This window comes from Streptomyces sp. NPDC047917 (assembly GCF_043204345.1).
Taxonomy (GTDB): Bacteria; Actinomycetota; Actinomycetes; order Streptomycetales; family Streptomycetaceae; genus Streptomyces; species Streptomyces sanglieri.
Map to the genome: position 1 here is coordinate 64,472 of NZ_JBIDCA010000009.1, position 16,116 is coordinate 80,587.

General features: G+C 71.9%; 15 protein-coding genes and 1 tRNA gene. 7 read left to right on the plus strand and 9 right to left on the minus strand.

All coding sequences use genetic code 11. The features are described from left to right. Nucleotides 1-43: 43 nt before the first annotated feature. Entirely contained in the window at nt 44-1,705 is a 1,662-nt protein-coding gene (hutU, locus tag ACGF8B_RS22300) for a urocanate hydratase (protein WP_392741163.1), read from the minus strand. A gap of 363 nt (nt 1,706-2,068) precedes the next feature. Between hutU and ACGF8B_RS22305 the strand changes: the two genes are divergently transcribed. Beyond that, nucleotides 2,069-2,596 carry a roadblock/LC7 domain-containing protein gene (locus ACGF8B_RS22305; protein WP_392741166.1) on the plus strand — a complete coding sequence of 176 codons (528 nt, stop codon included), beginning with the start codon at nt 2,069-2,071 and terminating at the stop codon, nt 2,594-2,596. A 23-nt stretch (nt 2,597-2,619) separates the two neighbouring features. On the opposite strand, the gene ACGF8B_RS22310 is transcribed toward ACGF8B_RS22305, so the two are convergent. The 3 genes from ACGF8B_RS22310 to ACGF8B_RS22320 all read right to left on the minus strand — a co-directional run bounded on the left by ACGF8B_RS22310 (nt 2,620) and on the right by ACGF8B_RS22320 (nt 4,924). Next, nucleotides 2,620-3,186: a hypothetical protein gene (locus ACGF8B_RS22310; protein ID WP_392741169.1), complete on the minus strand. Its 567-nt coding sequence runs from the start codon at nt 3,184-3,186 to the stop codon at nt 2,620-2,622. 167 nt (nt 3,187-3,353) lie between these two features. After that, complete coding sequence (locus tag ACGF8B_RS22315) at nt 3,354-3,962, minus strand: hypothetical protein (RefSeq protein ID WP_392741172.1); 609 nt, start codon at nt 3,960-3,962, stop codon at nt 3,354-3,356. A gap of 110 nt (nt 3,963-4,072) precedes the next feature. Beyond that, nucleotides 4,073-4,924 carry a MurR/RpiR family transcriptional regulator gene (locus tag ACGF8B_RS22320; RefSeq protein WP_392741174.1) on the minus strand — a complete coding sequence of 284 codons (852 nt, stop codon included), beginning with the start codon at nt 4,922-4,924 and terminating at the stop codon, nt 4,073-4,075. Nucleotides 4,925-5,143: 219 nt separating this feature from the next. On the opposite strand from ACGF8B_RS22320, the gene ACGF8B_RS22325 reads away from it, so the two are divergent. Beyond that, nucleotides 5,144-5,563 (plus strand): hypothetical protein, encoded by a 420-nt coding sequence (locus ACGF8B_RS22325; protein WP_392741177.1) that lies wholly within the window; start codon nt 5,144-5,146, stop codon nt 5,561-5,563. Nucleotides 5,564-5,726: 163 nt separating this feature from the next. On the opposite strand, the gene ACGF8B_RS22330 is transcribed toward ACGF8B_RS22325, so the two are convergent. Further along, nucleotides 5,727-6,488, minus strand: a complete 762-nt coding sequence (locus ACGF8B_RS22330) for an SDR family oxidoreductase (RefSeq protein ID WP_392741180.1) — start codon at nt 6,486-6,488, stop codon at nt 5,727-5,729. Between the two features lie 149 nt (nt 6,489-6,637). Between ACGF8B_RS22330 and ACGF8B_RS22335 the strand changes: the two genes are divergently transcribed. After that, entirely contained in the window at nt 6,638-7,477 is an 840-nt protein-coding gene (locus ACGF8B_RS22335; protein ID WP_392741182.1) for a helix-turn-helix transcriptional regulator, read from the plus strand. A 301-nt stretch (nt 7,478-7,778) separates the two neighbouring features. On the opposite strand, the gene ACGF8B_RS22340 is transcribed toward ACGF8B_RS22335, so the two are convergent. Then, complete coding sequence (locus tag ACGF8B_RS22340) at nt 7,779-9,185, minus strand: cystathionine beta-synthase (RefSeq protein ID WP_342282130.1); 1,407 nt, start codon at nt 9,183-9,185, stop codon at nt 7,779-7,781. 155 nt (nt 9,186-9,340) lie between these two features. Here ACGF8B_RS22340 and ACGF8B_RS22345 point away from each other — a divergent pair, with 155 nt between their 5' ends. The 3 genes from ACGF8B_RS22345 to ACGF8B_RS22355 all read left to right on the plus strand — a co-directional run bounded on the left by ACGF8B_RS22345 (nt 9,341) and on the right by ACGF8B_RS22355 (nt 13,040). After that, on the plus strand, nt 9,341-10,351 hold the full coding sequence (locus tag ACGF8B_RS22345; RefSeq protein ID WP_392742009.1) for an SGNH/GDSL hydrolase family protein: 1,011 nt from the start codon (nt 9,341-9,343) through the stop codon (nt 10,349-10,351). A 177-nt stretch (nt 10,352-10,528) separates the two neighbouring features. Next, nucleotides 10,529-11,749 carry an acetyl-CoA C-acetyltransferase gene (locus tag ACGF8B_RS22350; RefSeq protein ID WP_392741185.1) on the plus strand — a complete coding sequence of 407 codons (1,221 nt, stop codon included), beginning with the start codon at nt 10,529-10,531 and terminating at the stop codon, nt 11,747-11,749. Nucleotides 11,750-12,194: 445 nt separating this feature from the next. After that, the gene (locus tag ACGF8B_RS22355) at nt 12,195-13,040 is read left to right on the plus strand and encodes a hypothetical protein (RefSeq protein WP_392741188.1); all 846 of its coding nucleotides are present in this window, start codon (nt 12,195-12,197) and stop codon (nt 13,038-13,040) included. 81 nt (nt 13,041-13,121) lie between these two features. Here the strand turns inward: ACGF8B_RS22355 and ACGF8B_RS22360 are convergent, their stop codons facing one another. The 3 genes from ACGF8B_RS22360 to ACGF8B_RS22370 form a co-directional block, all read right to left on the minus strand. After that, nucleotides 13,122-13,439: a hypothetical protein gene (locus tag ACGF8B_RS22360; protein WP_392741190.1), complete on the minus strand. Its 318-nt coding sequence runs from the start codon at nt 13,437-13,439 to the stop codon at nt 13,122-13,124. Nucleotides 13,440-13,656: 217 nt separating this feature from the next. Beyond that, on the minus strand, nt 13,657-14,544 hold the full coding sequence (locus tag ACGF8B_RS22365) for a Bax inhibitor-1/YccA family protein (protein ID WP_392741193.1): 888 nt from the start codon (nt 14,542-14,544) through the stop codon (nt 13,657-13,659). Nucleotides 14,545-14,730: 186 nt separating this feature from the next. Beyond that, nucleotides 14,731-14,816: transfer RNA gene (locus tag ACGF8B_RS22370), tRNA-Leu, on the minus strand. 491 nt (nt 14,817-15,307) lie between these two features. Here ACGF8B_RS22370 and ACGF8B_RS22375 point away from each other — a divergent pair. Next, nucleotides 15,308-16,078: an ABC transporter ATP-binding protein gene (locus ACGF8B_RS22375; protein ID WP_392741196.1), complete on the plus strand. Its 771-nt coding sequence runs from the start codon at nt 15,308-15,310 to the stop codon at nt 16,076-16,078. The last annotated feature ends 38 nt before the right edge of the window (nt 16,079-16,116 follow it).

A 16,116-nucleotide genomic window follows, 5' to 3' on the forward strand; every position in this document is an offset into this window, starting at 1 on the left:
GCGGCGCCGCCCCCGGGGTTCGTCACGCCCCCGGCAGGAAGGCTCACTGGGCGTCCTCGGTCATCGGCACGCGTACGCCCTTGTCCTCGGCGACGGACTCCGCGATGTCGTACCCGGCGTCGACGTGCCGGATGACACCCATGCCCGGGTCGTTGGTGAGCACCCGGCGGATCTTCTCGCCCGCCAGCTTCGTACCGTCGGCGACGGTCACCTGTCCGGCGTGGATGGACCGGCCCATGCCCACGCCGCCACCGTGGTGGATGGAGACCCAGGAGGCGCCGGACGCCACGTTGACCATGGCGTTCAGCAGCGGCCAGTCGGCGATCGCGTCGGACCCGTCGAGCATGGCCTCGGTCTCGCGGTACGGGGAGGCCACGGACCCGCAGTCCAGGTGGTCGCGCCCGATGGCCAGCGGGGCGGCCAGCTCGCCGCTCGCCACCATGTCGTTGAACCGTTCGCCGGCCCGGTCGCGCTCGCCGTAGCCGAGCCAGCAGATCCGGGCGGGCAGCCCCTGGAAGTGGACGCGCTCGCCGGCCATCTTGATCCAGCGGTGCAGCGACTCGTTCTCCGGGAAGAGCTCCAGCATCGCCTTGTCGGTCTTGTGGATGTCGGCGGCCTCACCCGACAGGGCCGCCCAGCGGAACGGCCCCCTGCCCTCGCAGAACAGTGGCCGGATGTACGCGGGGACGAAGCCGGGGAAGTCGAATGCCCGCTCGTAGCCCGCGAGTTGCGCCTCGCCGCGGATGGAGTTGCCGTAGTCGAAGACCTCGGCCCCGGCGTCCATGAAGCCGACCATCGCCTCGACGTGCCTGGCCATCGACTCCCGGGCGCGCTGTGTGAAGTCGGCGGGCTTCTCGGCGGCGTACGAGGCCATGTCGTCGAAGTCGACCCCGAGCGGCAGGTACGCCAGCGGGTCGTGCGCGCTGGTCTGGTCGGTGACGATGTCGATCGGGGCGCCCTCGGCGAGCATCCGGGGCAGCAGCTCCGCCGCGTTGCCGAGCAGACCGATGGAGAGCGGGCGGCGGGCGTCCCGCGCCTCGGTGGCGAGCTGGAGCGCGTGCTCCAGGGAGTCGGCGCGCACGTCCAGGTAGCGGTGCTCGATCCGGCGCTCGATGGCGCGCGGGTCGCAGTCGATACAGATCGCGACGCCGTCGTTCATGGTCACGGCGAGCGGCTGGGCGCCGCCCATGCCGCCGAGTCCGGCGGTCAGGGTGATCGTCCCGGCGAGGGTGCCGCCGAACTTCTTCGCCGCCACCGCCGCGAAGGTCTCGTACGTGCCCTGGAGGATGCCCTGGGTGCCGATGTAGATCCACGATCCGGCGGTCATCTGGCCGTACATGGTGAGCCCGAGCGCCTCCAGGCGCCGGAACTCCTCCCAGTTCGCCCAGTCGCCGACCAGGTTGGAGTTGGCGATCAGGACGCGCGGCGCCCATTCGTGCGTCTGCATGACACCGACCGGGCGCCCGGACTGGACGAGCATCGTCTCGTCCTGCTTGAGCGTCCGCAGGGTGCGCACCATCGCGTCGAAGGAGCGCCAGTCGCGGGCCGCCTTGCCGGTGCCGCCGTAGACGACGAGCTTGTCGGGGTGCTCGGCGACCTCGGGGTCGAGGTTGTTCTGGAGCATGCGCAGGGCGGCCTCCTGCTGCCATCCCAGGGCGCTCAGTTCCGTACCTCGCGGTGCCCGTACGGGGCGGGGTCCTGACATGGCAATGCCTCCTCGCGACTGTAAGTCTTCTATTCACATCCTGGATGCCTGAATACTCGTAGTCAACAGTTCCGCACCGTCGCATGGGGACGGACGACCCGCGCACGGGTCGCCCGGTACTCCCGGTGCGCGCCCTCCCCGCGCCTCCGTACGCCCGGGGCATGTGCCGGTGGAAAATGCCCGAACCCCTGTCCGGCGAAAGCACGTTGCGTAGCCTCGTGGTCACATTCGCACACCGAGCCGGGCGGGGTGTCCGCATGCCCGCGGCCGCACCGCCGCACTGGCTCGAAGACGCACCCGAAAGACACCTGGGAGGTCCCTGTGATCCGAGCACTCAGACTGCGCGCAGGTACGAAGCGGCCGATGGCGCCCGAGGTCGAAGCGGAGGACGTGCTGGCCGAACTCCGGCGATTACGGGCCGGGGTCCCGCTGCTGTCCGGCGCCCTGGTCGCCGGCGTCGACGGGCTCGTCCTGGCCCACGACACCCCGGACGTGGCACCGGAGCGCGTCGCCGCGCTGACCGCGGCCGCGCTCGGCGTCGCGACGCGGATGACGGAGGCGACCGGCCGGGGCGGCTTCGGCGAACTTCTCGTACGGGGCGAGTCCGGCTGCGTCGCGTCGTACGCCGCGGGGCCCTCGGCCGTGCTCACACTGCTGGCCGAGAACGGCGTCGATGCCGCCGCCCTCCACCTCGAAGGCCGCCGTGCGGGCGACCGTATCGGCGAGCTGATCGACGCCGCCCGGCGTCGCGCCGCCCGGCCCGCGCCTCCGGCCCTCGTTCCCGGGCAGCAAGCCCGGTCACAGCCTCCGCAGCCGTCCCGGCAGCAGCTCTCGCCGTCCCCACAGGCCCAGCAGCCCCCGCAGTCCGACCCGTTGCCGCCCCGCCCCTGACGGCCGAGGTCCGGCGGGCGGATTCAGCGCCGGCGCCGCGCCCCGCCGGGCGCGGCGTCCCCCGCCATCGGCCCCGTGGTCCGGTACCCCTTGACCCGCTTGCCCGCGGGCCGGCCGCGCTCCACCCAGTCGGTCCGCACCCAGTACAGGGCGTCGTCCCGCTGTTCGCGCCGCCCGATCCGGGCGGCCTTGAGCCAGAGCCCGGCGCCCGCCCCGGCGAGCGCCATCCCGCCGGCCCCGGGCAGCACGAACGCGCTCGCCACGGCGGCCGGGAAAGCCCCGAGCAGCCACCACCGGCGCCCGCGCCGCCAGTCGCGTACGGTCACGGCCCGGTCCTGGAGGAAGTCGGACCGCCCGGCCCGGGTGGCGCCGCCGGCCAGCTCCGCGTACCGGCGCCCGCGCGCGAGCGCCACCACCGCCGCGGTGATCAGGAACAGCGCGGCCCCGGACAGCAGGCCGATCCGGCGCCCGGTGAGCCCCGGCACCAGCGCGCCGATCGCCGCGGCCAGCAGCCCCGGCCACCACAGCGGTGCGGCTCCGGCCCGTACGATCACGGCCACCCTCGCCAACGACTGCGCTCCGCGCCCCACGTCGGTACCCCTCTCCGCGGCTCCTGGTGAGCCGTCGTCTCCTGATGAGTCCGTCAGCTCCCGGCGAGCCTTCCGGCCCGGAGATTAGTGGCCGTAGATGAGCGATGCCTGAGAAAGCGATGTCCGAGAATCTGCGAGCTCGCGGCAGCCGCCCCGACGCGTGCTCCTCAGCGCGTGATCCCCACCATTCCGTCGCCGCCCCCGGCACAGTGGAAGCGGCCGGCGCAGCAGCGCGCCCAACCGTCGGACTCCGGGTCGGTCAGGGCCAGTCGCCGCCACCTGTCGCCCGTCGGCGCGCCCGCCTCCAGCCGCAGCCCGAGCGCGGGCACGACCACATCGGTGGCGGGCTCCGGCAGCCACACCGCCTCCGGGAGCACCTGGAGCACCTCCTTTGCCGGGTGCCCGAACGGATCGACGCCGTCCCACACCACGGCGGCCCCGGCCGTCCCCGCCGGACCGGGCTCGTGCCACACCTCGATGCGTGCGAGCCCGTCCGCCGCGTCCGGACCGCCACCGGCCAGGGTCAGCCGGAACCCGTCGAAGACGGCGACGGTGTTCCAGCCGGGCTGGAAGAGGTAGCCGCCGAGCCATGCGTCGTGGGCATGGCGGAGTTCGGAGTAGTCCTTGATGGTCAGGGACCCGCACTGCATCCCCAGGTGGACCCGGCCCGCGGACGCGGTCAGCAGGTCATGGGCGGCATCGGCACTCGTTCCGAACCCCAGCACCCCGGCTGCGCCCGGCAGCGCCACACCGGTTCCCGGCAGCAGCTCCAACATCGCGCCATTGTCCCCGGCCGGGCCCGGGCGCCGGGTCCGGGGGCGGCGGCGGCCCCGGGGGGCGGCGGCGGCCCCGGGGGGGGCGGCGGCGGCCCCGGGGGGGGGGGCGGTCACTCCACGAACAGTCCCCGCACCGCCGCCCGCGCGTCGAACTCCTCCAGCCGCGCCTGCGCGTCGGGCAGGGCGTCGCACATCGCCTCCAGCAGCACCCGGCCCAGCAGCATCGGCGCGCATGCCGTGTCGAAGGCGAGGCCGGTGCCGACGGCGGCCGGGATCAGCAGATCGCTGTGCTTGGCGACGGGCGCGAACGCGGAGTCCGCCACCGACACGACGGTGATCCCCTGCTCCTGCGCGTACGCGAGCGCGTCCACGACCTCCCGCGGGTGCCGGGGCAGCGCGAAGCAGATCAGCGCGGAGGCGCCCGCCCGGCGCGCGGCGTCGATCCGGTCGCGCAGCATGCTGCCGCCCTCGTCCAGCACCCGGACATCGGGGTGGACCTTGGCCGCGAAGTACCCGAAACCGCGCGCCTGCGAGGAGGCGGCCCGCAGCCCGAGCACCGGCAGCGGCCGCGAGGCCGCCAGCAGCCTGCCCGCCCGCTCCACGGGCGCCGGGTCGGCGAGCAGCTCGGCCAGGTGCCGCAGGTTCTCGATCTCGCCGAGCACCGCCTGCTGGTACTCGTTGTACGTGTCGTCCCCGGCCCCGTCCCCGGCCACGGGCTCGGTGGGCGCGACCTCCCGCAGGTGCTTGCGGAGCGCCGGGTAGCCGTCGAAGCCGAGCGCCACGGCGAAGCGGGTGACGGACGGCTGGCTGACTCCGGCCAGTTCGGCCAGCTCCACGCTCGACAGGAACGGGACGTCCCCGGCCCTGCGCACCATCGAGTGCGCGATGCGGCGCTGGGTGGGTGTGAGCCGGCGCCCCTCGAAGAGCTGCTGCAACCGCGCGGCCGGGCTGCTCCCGCTCATGCTGTCCCCTCGGTAGATTCCGGCGTACCGCGATCCGGCGCCGACAAATCCATTCAGCCAGCAAGGCGTCTGCATGTCCATATGCAGCCGGGGGCGCCGGTTTCCCCACGAGGTGCCGACCCTTGAGGCGCTCCCCCGGGGAACTTGAGGCGCTCCCCCGGGGAAAGAGGGGGGACAGCCCCACTGCGCGCGAGGCCGCCGGTTCCTAGGGTGAAGGGCATGAAATCCGGAGACCCGGAGCTCAAGAGCGAGCTCGACGCCGCCCTGCACGCCCGAAGTGAGCTGGGTTCGGAGTACGAGCCCGCGCTCGTCGAGTCTTTTCTGGAGAAGGTCGAGCAGCGGCTCGACAGCACGGTCGACCGCCGGGTCCGGCGCCATCTCGCCGAACAGCGGGTGAGCACCGCCCGGGGCGAGCACACGCCGCAGCCGCTGGGGCATTTCGGCGAGCGCTACGGCTTCGGGATCATCTCGTTGATCCTGGCCGTCCCGCTCTCCGCGATCGGCGCCTCGACCGCCGGCACCGGGGGCCTGATCGTCGCCTGGCTCGGGATCGTCGCGGTCAACGCCGTGCACGCCGTCCGCAACTGGCCGTGGTTCTCGCACCGTCCGGGACGTACGGGCTCCGACTGGGAGGACTGACGGCCGGGGGCCGCGCGGCCGTTTCAGAAAGACAGCCACAGCCGTTTCGGAAGCACAGCCGCAGTCGCAGCCGTTTCGGAAGCACAGCCGTTGCCGTTTCGGAAGCACAGCCGCGGTCGCAGCCGTCCCGGAGCGCAGCCGTCCCGGAAGCGCATGGCCGGCCCTATGCCTGGCGGGTGGGCTGCACGATCAGCTGGCGCAGGTTGATGTGGCGCGCCCGGCTGGTGGTGTAGGCGATCAGGTCGGCGATCTCGTCGCTGGAGAGCCCGCCGAGCGCGTCGAACATGCCGTCGAGCTGCCCGCTCAGCTCGGCGTTGTCCACGTGGCCGGCCAGCTCCGTGTCGGTGAGGCCCGGTTCGATGTTCGTGACGCGGACGTCACGCGGTCCGAACTCGGTGCGCAGCGACGTGGACAGGTACGTCAGCGCGGCCTTCGTCGCCCCGTACACCGCGTAGTTGGGGAACATGATGTGCGCACCGATGGACGAGATGTTGACCAGGTCCGCGGTGCGGCCCTCGGCCGCCGCCGCCACCAGGTCGGCCGTGAAGGCCCGGATGATCCGCAGGGCGCCCGTCACATTGGTGTCGATCATCCGCTGCCACTCGTCGGTCCGGCCCTCGTCGACCGGGTTCGGCAGCATCACACCGGCCGCGTTCACCACCAGGTCGACCCGGCCGAACGTCTGGTGCACCAGTTCGGCCGCCGCGTCGACGGACGCCTGGTCGGTGACGTCGGTGGCGACGGCGAGCGCCTCGCCGCCCGCCTCCTTGATCGCGGCGGCCAGTTCCTCCAGCCGCTCCGCCCGCCGGGCCAGCAGCGCGACCCGTACGCCCTGGGCGGCGAGCAGCCGGGCGGTGGCGCTGCCCATGCCGCTGGCGGCTCCGGTGATGACGGCGGTGCGGCCTGCGAGAGTCCGGTACGACATGACGTGCTCCTTGTTCGCCTCCGGGACCGGAGTGTTTCCCCGGGCCCGGTCCCACTCTGCGGGGCGGCCGACGGGTTACCCAGGGCGACGCTGTTCCTGGGTCTGCCAGTACCAGGATGGGCGCCCGCGCTTCTTCTACGATCGACGCCATGGATGCCGACATAGGTGATTTCCTCCGCTCGTGCCGTGCCCGTATCCAGCCCGAGGACGTGGGGCTCCAGGCGTACGGCAGGCGGCGCGTGCCCGGACTGCGGCGCGAGGAGGTGGCGCAGCTCGCGGGGGTGAGCGTCGACTACTACATCCGGCTGGAGCAGGGGCGCGGCCCGAGCGTCTCGGACGCGGTGCTCGACGCGATAGCCAGGGTGCTGCGGCTGGACGGGACGGAGCACGCGTATCTGCGTACGGTGGCGCGCCCCAGGGCGGGCGGCTCCGTTCCGGCCGCCTCCCAGCGGGTACGTCCGGGGCTGCGCCTGGTGCTGGACTCGCTGGCCGGTGCCCCGGCGTTCGTCCTGGGGCGCCGGATGGACGTGCTGGCCTGGAACGCGCTGGGGGACGCCGTCGTCGGCTTCTCCCGGATGCCCGCAGCCGAGCGCAACATGCCGCGCCAGGTGTTCCTGGAACCGGCGGCGCGGGAGCTGTACCCGGAGTGGGCGGCGGTGGCTGCGGAGACGGTCGCGTTCTTGCGGCTGGACGCGGGACTGCACCCCGACGACCGTCAACTGGCGACGCTGGTGGGTGAGTTGTCGCTGAAGAGCGAGGACTTCCGCCGGCTGTGGGCGGACCATCGGGTGAAGTCGAAGACCCGCGGCGTCAAGCGCATCAACCACGCGGTCGCGGGCGAGCTGGTTCTCCCGTACGAGACGCTCGGCGCGGCCGGCGAGCCCGGTCAGTCCCTGGTGGTCTACACCCCGGAGCCGGGCAGCGAGACCGCCGAACGCGTCGCGCTGCTGGCGAGCTGGGCGGCCGCACCGGAACCGGCTGCCGGCTGACGCACGTCCACGGGCCGCGCGCACGGACGGGCGGATGTGTCGCGGGGACCGCCGCACCCCCGGTCACCCAGGGGGCGGGACGACGGCGGTCCCCGCGAGGGACACGGTCCGGGTCAGTTCCGGTCACCGCGTCCTGGCGACGGTGGAGGTCCGGGAGCCGCTCCGTAGTCCGTGTCGCCGTATCGGGTGCCGGCGGGTCTCCCTGCCGACACCCGTCAATCTGCCGGACTCGTGTTAAGCCGGTGCTGCGTGAACGTGTCGCGCTCGTACCGTTTTCGCGAAGCGGAGCCGTGCGGAGCTCCTACGCCTTGCCGGCCGTCGCGTCCTTGGCGAGGAACGCCAGCAGGTCCTGGCGGCTGACCACGCCCTTCGGCTTGCCCTCCACCAGCACGATCGCCGCGTCCGCGGTGTTCGTGCCGCCGAGCACGGCCATCAGGTCCTCGACCGGCTCGCCGGAGCCGACCTGCGGCAGCGGCGGCGACATGTGCTTCTCCAGCGGGTCGGAGAGCGAGGCGCGCTGGGCGAACAGCGCGTTCAGCAGTTCCCGCTCCACCACCGAACCGATGACCTCGGCGGCCATCACGTCCGGGTGGCCGGCGCCCGGCTTCACGATCGGCATCTGCGAGACGCCGTACTCGCGCAGCACGTCGATCGCCTCGCCGACGGTCTCCTCCGGGTGCATGTGCACGAGGGTCGGGATCGGGCCGTCCTTGTGGTCGAGCACATCGGCGACGCGGGCGGACGGTCCGGTGTCCTCCAGGAAGCCGTAGTCGGCCATCCACTCGTCGTTGAAGATCTTGCTCAGGTAGCCGCGCCCGCTGTCGGGCAGCAGGACCACCACCACGTCGTCCGGGCCCAGCCGCTCCGCGACCTCCAGGGCGGCGACCACCGCCATGCCGCAGGAGCCGCCGACCAGCAGGCCCTCCTCCTTGGCGAGGCGGCGGGTCATCTGGAAGGAGTCCTTGTCGGACACGGCGACGATCTCGTCGGTGACCGTGCGGTCGTAGGCGCTCGGCCAGAAGTCCTCGCCGACGCCCTCGACGAGGTAGGGGCGCCCGGAGCCGCCGGAGTAGACCGAGCCCTCCGGGTCCGCGCCGACCACCTGCACCGATCCGCCGCTGATCTCCTTCAGATAGCGGCCGGTGCCGCTGATCGTGCCACCGGTGCCGACACCCGCGACGAAGTGGGTGATCCTCCCGTCCGTCTGCTCCCACAGCTCGGGACCGGTGGTCTCGTAGTGGGAACGCGGATTGTTGGGGTTGGAGTACTGGTCCGGCTTCCAGGCCCCCGGCGTCTCACGGACCAGGCGGTCCGAGACGTTGTAGTACGAGTCCGGGTGCTCGGGGTCGACGGCCGTCGGGCAGACGACGACCTCGGCACCGTAGGCGCGCAGCACATTGATCTTGTCCAGGGACACCTTGTCCGGGCAGACGAAGATGCACTTGTACCCCTTCTGCTGGGCGACGATCGCCAGGCCGACGCCGGTGTTGCCACTGGTCGGCTCGACGATCGTGCCGCCGGGCTGGAGCTCGCCGCTCTGCTCGGCGGCCTCGATCATCCGCAGGGCGATGCGGTCCTTGACCGAACCGCCGGGGTTGAAGTACTCGACCTTGGCCAGGACCGTCGCCTGGATGCCGGCCGTCACACTGCGCAGCCTCACCAGCGGGGTATTGCCTACGAGACTGATCATCGAATCGTGGAATTGCACCGTGTACTCCGGGGTCTCCGAGATGGTGCGGCAAGGGTATGCGTACGGGGACGGGATTGGGCGATGCGATTGAGCGACGGTCGCTGCGGGGCAGTTAGCTGTATGTACGGCGGTACGGCGACGAGGAGGTGGACCGGACTGTGTCAAGGGCAAGGGTGGCACGGCGGATCGCGGCGGGCGCGGCCTACGGCGGCGGCAGCATCGGATTGATCGGTGCGGCGGCGGTGGGCGTCCTGCTGGCGGAGGTCCAGCTGGCGAAACGGCAGGTGGGCGGCGGGATCGCACCGGTCCCGCCGAGCGCGGACGGGCGGTACGGGGTGGCCTTCGCCGGTCCCGCGGACCCGTTGCGGCTGGGGTTGCTGGGTGACTCGACGGCGGCCGGGCAGGGGGTGCGCCGGGCCGGTCAGACCCCGGGGGCGCTGCTCGCCTCGGGGCTGGCGGCGGTTTCGGAACGGCCGGTGGATCTGCGCAATGTGGCGCAGCCGGGTGCCCGGTCGGACGATCTGGAGCGGCAGGTCTCGCTGCTGCTGGCCGACGTCTCCCGGCCGCCCGACGTCTGCGTGATCATGATCGGTGCGAACGATGTGACGCACCGGATTCCCGCCACCCAGTCGGTGCGCTGTCTGACCACCGCCGTGCGCAGGCTGCGTACGGCGGGCGCGGAGGTCGTGGTCGGCACCTGCCCGGATCTGGGCACCATCGAGCCGGTCTACCAGCCGCTGCGCTGGCTGGCCCGGCGGGTGAGCCGGCAGCTGGCCGCCGCCCAGACGATCGGCTCGGTGGAGCAGGGCGGGCGCACGGTGTCGCTGGGCGATCTGCTCGGGCCGGAGTTCGAGGCGAATCCGCGGGAGCTGTTCGGCCCGGACAACTACCATCCGTCGGCCGAGGGGTACGCCACGGCGGCGATGGCGGTACTGCCCACGCTCTGCGCGGCGCTGGGCCTGTGGCCGGAGTCCGAGCGGCTGGAAGGGGCCCGGCGCGCGGACATGCTGCCGGTGGCCAAGGCGGCCTCCCAGGCGGCCAAGGAGGCCGGTACGGAGGTCACCGGGGCGCGGGCGCCGTGGGCGCTCCTCAAGCAGCGCAGGCGGCGGCGTCTGCCCGCGGCCACGGAGCCCCACCCGCACCCGGAGCCGCACGGGGAACCACGCGACCTCCCGGCGAACTGACCGGCCCGCCGGGGTCGTGCCGCCCCGCCGGCGAACGGTCCCGCCCATCGACTGAGCGGTCGCTTAGAAAAGAGGTCGGCGTCACATGCGCTGCCCGGTGACCCAGCGTCTACGTACAGGTAACTTCCAAGTCAGTACGTGCCCGAACCCGCCTTCCAGCCCTCATGGAGCCGCGTGATGCCCGAAGCCGTGATCGTCTCTGCAGCCCGTTCGCCCATCGGCCGGGCCTTCAAGGGTTCGCTGAAGGACCTGCGCGCGGACGACCTGACCGCCACGATCATCCAGACCGCGCTGGCCAGGGTTCCCGAGCTGGACCCGAAGGACATCGACGACCTGATGCTCGGCTGCGGTCTGCCGGGCGGCGAGCAGGGCAACAACCTGGGCCGCATCATCGCCGTGCAGATGGGCATGGACCACCTTCCCGGCTGCACGGTCACCCGCTACTGCTCCTCCTCGCTCCAGACCAGCCGGATGGCACTGCACGCCATCAAGGCCGGTGAGGGCGACGTCTTCATCTCGGCCGGTGTCGAGATGGTGTCCCGCTTCTCGAAGGGCAACTCCGACAGCTGGCCGGACACCCACAACCCGCTGTTCGCCGACGCCGAGGCCCGCACCGCGGCCCGCGCGGAGCGGGGCGGCGACGACTGGCACGACCCGCGCGAGGACGGCGTCGTCCCGGACGCGTACATCGCGATGGGGCAGACCGCGGAGAACCTGGCCCGGCTCAAGGGCGTCACCCGCCAGGACATGGACGAGTTCGGCGTCCGCTCGCAGAACCTCGCCGAGGAAGCCATCAAGAACGGCTTCTGGGAGCGGGAGATCACCCCGGTCACCACCCCTGACGGCACGGTCGTCTCGAAGGACGACGGCCCGCGCGCGGGCGTCACCCTGGAGGGCGTGCAGGGTCTGAAGCCGGTCTTCCGCCCCGACGGCCTGGTCACCGCGGGCAACTGCTGCCCGCTCAACGACGGTGCCGCCGCGCTCGTGATCATGTCCGACACCAAGGCCCGCGAGCTGGGCCTGACCCCGCTGGCCCGGATCGTGTCGACCGGGGTCTCCGGCCTCTCCCCCGAGATCATGGGATACGGGCCGGTGGAGGCGAGCAAGCAGGCGCTGAAGCGGGCCGGGCTGACCGTCGGCGACATCGACCTGGCCGAGATCAACGAGGCGTTCGCGGCCCAGGTGATCCCCTCCTACCGCGACCTGGGCCTGCCGCTGGAGAAGGTCAACGTCAACGGCGGCGCGATCGCCGTCGGCCACCCCTTCGGCATGACCGGCGCCCGGATCACCGGCACGCTGATCAACAGCCTGCAGTTCCACGACAAGCAGTTCGGCCTGGAGACCATGTGCGTGGGCGGCGGCCAGGGCATGGCGATGGTCATCGAGCGGCTGAGCTGAGGCGCAGCGGAGGGTAGGGGTCGTCCGAGGCACGAGGACGGCACCTGCCCGCAGCGGAGCCGAAGCGAACGCGACCGACAAACACGAGCGGCTGAGCTGAGGCGGGCTTGGCCGAGCCAGACCGGGCCGAGCCAGACCGGGCACAGGTTAGGCCAGGCACAGGCCGGGCACAGGCCGGGCCGGATCTGACATAGCCGTCAGCGGGTCCTCGCCCCGTACGGTGGCCGGTTCCGAGCCCCGACCGTGACCGAATCTCCCCCAGGATGTGACCTATCTCCTGGGGGAGAGTCATACCCGCAGGTCACACCCGTATCAGGGCTAAACCCTGGGCCCAAAGACCTGTCCAATTCGTGACGTAATGCACTGACACAAGGCGCAGGTAGGGGACAAGCTGATGTAGGAAGTCGGGGGATCGATTGAAACCGGGAGTATGTCAGTGAGCGCCATGTCTCTTGCCCTGTTGCTGACCACCGCCGCAGCCACGGCCGTGGGCGCCGCTGCTCTGCACGCTGCTCACGGGCTGCGCAAGCAGGTCACGGCCCTTCGTGCCGAGCTGTCCGAGGCCCGTGCGCAGGGCATCACCGTGCCCGCGCAGAGCCGCAGCACCGCCACCCCCGTCGCCGAGATACGCGCGGCCGTCGCCGAGGCGCTGGCCGAGGAACGCGAGCGCGAGCTCGCCGAGGCCCGCGCCTTCTGGGCCACCCAGGAGGCCCGCGACGCCGCCGACGCCCCGTCCCTGCTCGGCGGTGCGAACGGGATGGGGGACGACGCCCCCTTCTTCATGCCCCGCCAGTCCGACTTCGCGGGCCTCGAAGCCATGGACCTCGACGCCACCGAGGCCCTCGACGAACTCGTGGAACTGACGGAGCTGGCGGACATGACCGAGCTGCCCGGACCGGCGGAGTTCGCCGAGGACTCCCCCGAGCTGGCCGCCGCCCGCCGCCGGCACCCCTCGCACCCCGACTTCGTACCGGTGCAGACCCCCGTCGTCACCGACCACGAGCGCACCGTGAACCGTCTCGAAGAGCTGGCCGACAGCCGCACCGAGCTCGCCGACGTGCGCCCCGGCCCGCTCGGCACCCTGGACGTCTACGTCTTCGCCGACGGCACCACACTCTGCATGACCCCCGGGCACCGCGAGACGGCCGAGCGCCTGGCCGGTTCGCTGCGCGCGGGCGAGCACCCGGTGCTGCTGGGCGGCTCCGGCGTCTCCGGCGCGTACGCCCTGACCTTCTCCTGCGGCAAGGAGAACGTCTACATCCTCGCCGACCGGGTCATCGCCTCGTTCTGACACCGCTCCTTCCGGGCACAGCGGCTCTCGCCGGCCGCCGCCCCCGGGCCGGTCCGCCCGACCCCGCCACCGCCACCGCCGCTACGCGAACGCGCGCGCAGCGGCCTCGTTCACGAATTGCACGGCCTCGTCGAGCTCGGTCGACGGGGCCGTTTCCAGTGCCACCGCCAGATCGCGCCCCGCCACGGCGAGCTGGTCGCCGATGGAGAAGATCCCGGCGTCCGGCATGGGGTGCGGCTCCCGGCCCGGCGCCTCGATCCGCTGGGCACGCAGCGCCAGTTCCCGGGCCGCGGCCAGTCCCTCGGCAGCGGCTCCGCGCTGCAGACGGCTCTGCGGGGCGGCGCGCAGCCGGTCGGCGAATCGGTCCACGGCGGTGATCAGCGGGGTCGTATCGAGCACTCCGCGACCCTACGCGCCCGGGCAGGACGGTTGCCAACGGGCCGTTGCCCGGGCGCGGTACCGGGCAAGGTGGCGCGGTACCGGGCAAGGTTCGGCGACACGCGATGCGTCGGGGGCGCCGACGCCCCAGGTCTTCGCCGGAGAGACCCGTCGGAAAACGGGAACGGCCCGCAGGCACAGTGCCTGCGGGCCGTTCCCGTCGTGCGGGTGCGTGCGATCAGTCGTCGCCGCTGAGGATGGCGAAGAGACGCAGCATCTCCAGGTAGATCCACACCAGGGTCATGGTGAGGCCGAAGGCCGCCAGCCAGGACTCCTCGCGGGGGGCGCCGTAGGCGATGCCGTCCTCGACCTGCTTGAAGTCCAGGGCCAGGAAGCACGCGCCGAGGATGATCCCGATGACACCGAAGAGGATGCCGAGGCCACCGCTGCGGAAGCCCAGGCCGTCACCGCCGCCGAAGACGGCGAACAGCAGGTTGACCACCATCAGGAGCATGAAGCCCACGGCGGCGGCCATCACGAAGCCGTAGAAGCGGCGGGTGACACGGATCCAGCGCATCTTGTACGCGAGAAGCACACCGGCGAAGACACACATGGTGCCCATCACCGCCTGCATCACGACGCCGGGTCCGATGTACGTGCTGACCGCGCTGGAGATCACTCCGAGGAAGACACCCTCGAAGGCCGCGTACGACACGATCAGCGCCGGGACCGGCCTGCGCTTGAAGGACTGGACGAGCGACAGGACGAACGCCACCAGGGCGGCGCCGATCGCGATGCCGTACGACTTGCCGATGTTCGCCTCGTCGACCGGCAGCAGCGCCCAGGCGAGCGCGGCGCCGAGCACCACGGTGCCCAGCGTGATCGCCGTGCGCGTGACGACGTCGTCGATCGTCATCGCACCGGAACGGACCGGTGCCTGCGGGGCGCCGTGCTGGGCGTCCGGCTGGGCGTAGGGGTTGGTGGCGTACGGGTTGGCGGCGGCGCCCTGCGCGTACGGGTTGGCACCCGCTGCGGGGGCCCCGGCCTGCGGCGCCGCGTTGAAGCCCGCGTATCCGTTGTCGCGGCTGAAGCCCCGTCGCGAGAAGACCGGGTTGCTGCTCCTCATCTCACTCCTCCATGGCCACCCTGCGTGGCCTTCCCACAAGAGTAATGGCTAGGCAAAAGAATCAGACTAGTGCTTGGGGAGGATCTTTGCGGGAACCTGTCCGGAGCCGGCCCGGAAACCTGTCGGAAAACCGATCCGGATCACCGGTGGGCGGGTCTGCCGCCGGCTCGGCCGCCAAGAGAGAAGTGGTGCCTGGAACCGGACTCGAACCGGTACGCCCCCGAGGGGCAGCGAGGTTTAAGCTCGCCGTGTCTGCATTCCACCATCCAGGCCTGGCGCGCGGCTCCGCGTTGGCACATGACCCTATCCGGGGACTTCCCCCGAACAGCGGATCAGTGACGCGATGTTGTCTTATTTTATTGACCGCTTGAGGGGTCGTCAGCACTCGTGAAAGGGCATCGCCACATGCCTGGGCGGGGTAGCGGGTACGGCGGCCGGCAATCCGGATTGACGTAAAGTCGCCGCACTCGGACGGCGCATTCACCGGGGCGCGCCCGGTGATCTCCCCGGGCGCGTCACCGGGCGGGGCGCGGGGCCGGACACCGGAGCCGGGCGCACCCGCCGGGCGGGTGGTCCCCGGACCGGCGACTCAGGGTCGGTGTCATACCGCAGGAGGACCCGGGGCTCTCCCGGTGCGACTCAAGGCTGCCCCCGGAACGGGCATGCGGACGGACGACCGGCGGCGGAACAGCAGTGACGATTGAGGGGTACCGATCAAACCCCGGACGAGCCCTCGGCCGGAGCCCCGAAACAGGAGATTCCCGTGACCACCATTTCCACCGCACCCCGCGTCGCCACGGTGGCCGCCCGCGCCACGGATCTGTCGAAGGTCTACGGGGAGGGCGAGACCCGGGTGACCGCTCTGGACCAGGTCAGCGTGGACTTCCCGCAGGGCGAGTTCACCGCGATCATGGGCCCGTCCGGCTCCGGCAAGTCCACGCTGATGCACTGCGTGGCCGGCCTCGACAGCTTCAGCAGCGGTTCGGTGCGGATCGGTGACACGGAGCTCGGCACCCTCAAGGACAAGCAGCTCACCCAGCTCCGCCGGGACAAGATCGGCTTCATCTTCCAGGCGTTCAACCTGCTGCCGACGCTGACGGCGTACGAGAACATCACGCTCCCCATGGACATCGCGGGCCGCAAGCCCGACGCCGAGTGGGTGCGTAAGGTCATCGACATGGTGGGCCTCTCCGACCGGCTGAGCCACCGGCCGACCGAGCTCTCCGGCGGCCAGCAGCAGCGCGTCGCGGTGGCCCGCGCCCTGGCCTCCCGGCCGGAGATCATCTTCGGTGACGAGCCGACCGGGAACCTGGACTCCCGCTCCGGCGCCGAGGTCCTCGGCTTCCTGCGCAACTCGGTGCGCGAGCTGGGGCAGACCGTGGTGATCGTCACCCACGACCCGGCGGCCGCCTCCTACGCGGACCGGGTCATCTTCCTCGCGGACGGCCGCATCGTCGACCAGATGATCAACCCCACCGCGGACCGGGTCCTGGACCGGATGAAGGCGTTCGACGCCAAGGGCCGCACCAGCTGAGCCCCGTCCCGCCCCGCGCCCCCTCCCGGACACCCTCC

Coding starts and splice junctions, on each gene's coding strand:
- ACGF8B_RS22320 (WP_392741174.1), bottom strand. CDS start 4,924: ATGAGCGGGAGCAGCCCGGCCGCGCGGTTGCAGCAGCTCTTCGAGGGG.
- ACGF8B_RS22350 (WP_392741185.1), top strand. CDS start 10,529: ATGCCCGAAGCCGTGATCGTCTCTGCAGCCCGTTCGCCCATCGGCCGG.
- ACGF8B_RS22325 (WP_392741177.1), top strand. CDS start 5,144: ATGAAATCCGGAGACCCGGAGCTCAAGAGCGAGCTCGACGCCGCCCTG.
- ACGF8B_RS22330 (WP_392741180.1), bottom strand. CDS start 6,488: ATGTCGTACCGGACTCTCGCAGGCCGCACCGCCGTCATCACCGGAGCC.
- hutU (WP_392741163.1), bottom strand. CDS start 1,705: ATGTCAGGACCCCGCCCCGTACGGGCACCGCGAGGTACGGAACTGAGC.
- ACGF8B_RS22305 (WP_392741166.1), top strand. CDS start 2,069: ATGGCGCCCGAGGTCGAAGCGGAGGACGTGCTGGCCGAACTCCGGCGA.
- ACGF8B_RS22365 (WP_392741193.1), bottom strand. CDS start 14,544: ATGAGGAGCAGCAACCCGGTCTTCTCGCGACGGGGCTTCAGCCGCGAC.
- ACGF8B_RS22355 (WP_392741188.1), top strand. CDS start 12,195: ATGTCTCTTGCCCTGTTGCTGACCACCGCCGCAGCCACGGCCGTGGGC.
- ACGF8B_RS22335 (WP_392741182.1), top strand. CDS start 6,638: ATGGATGCCGACATAGGTGATTTCCTCCGCTCGTGCCGTGCCCGTATC.
- ACGF8B_RS22315 (WP_392741172.1), bottom strand. CDS start 3,962: ATGTTGGAGCTGCTGCCGGGAACCGGTGTGGCGCTGCCGGGCGCAGCC.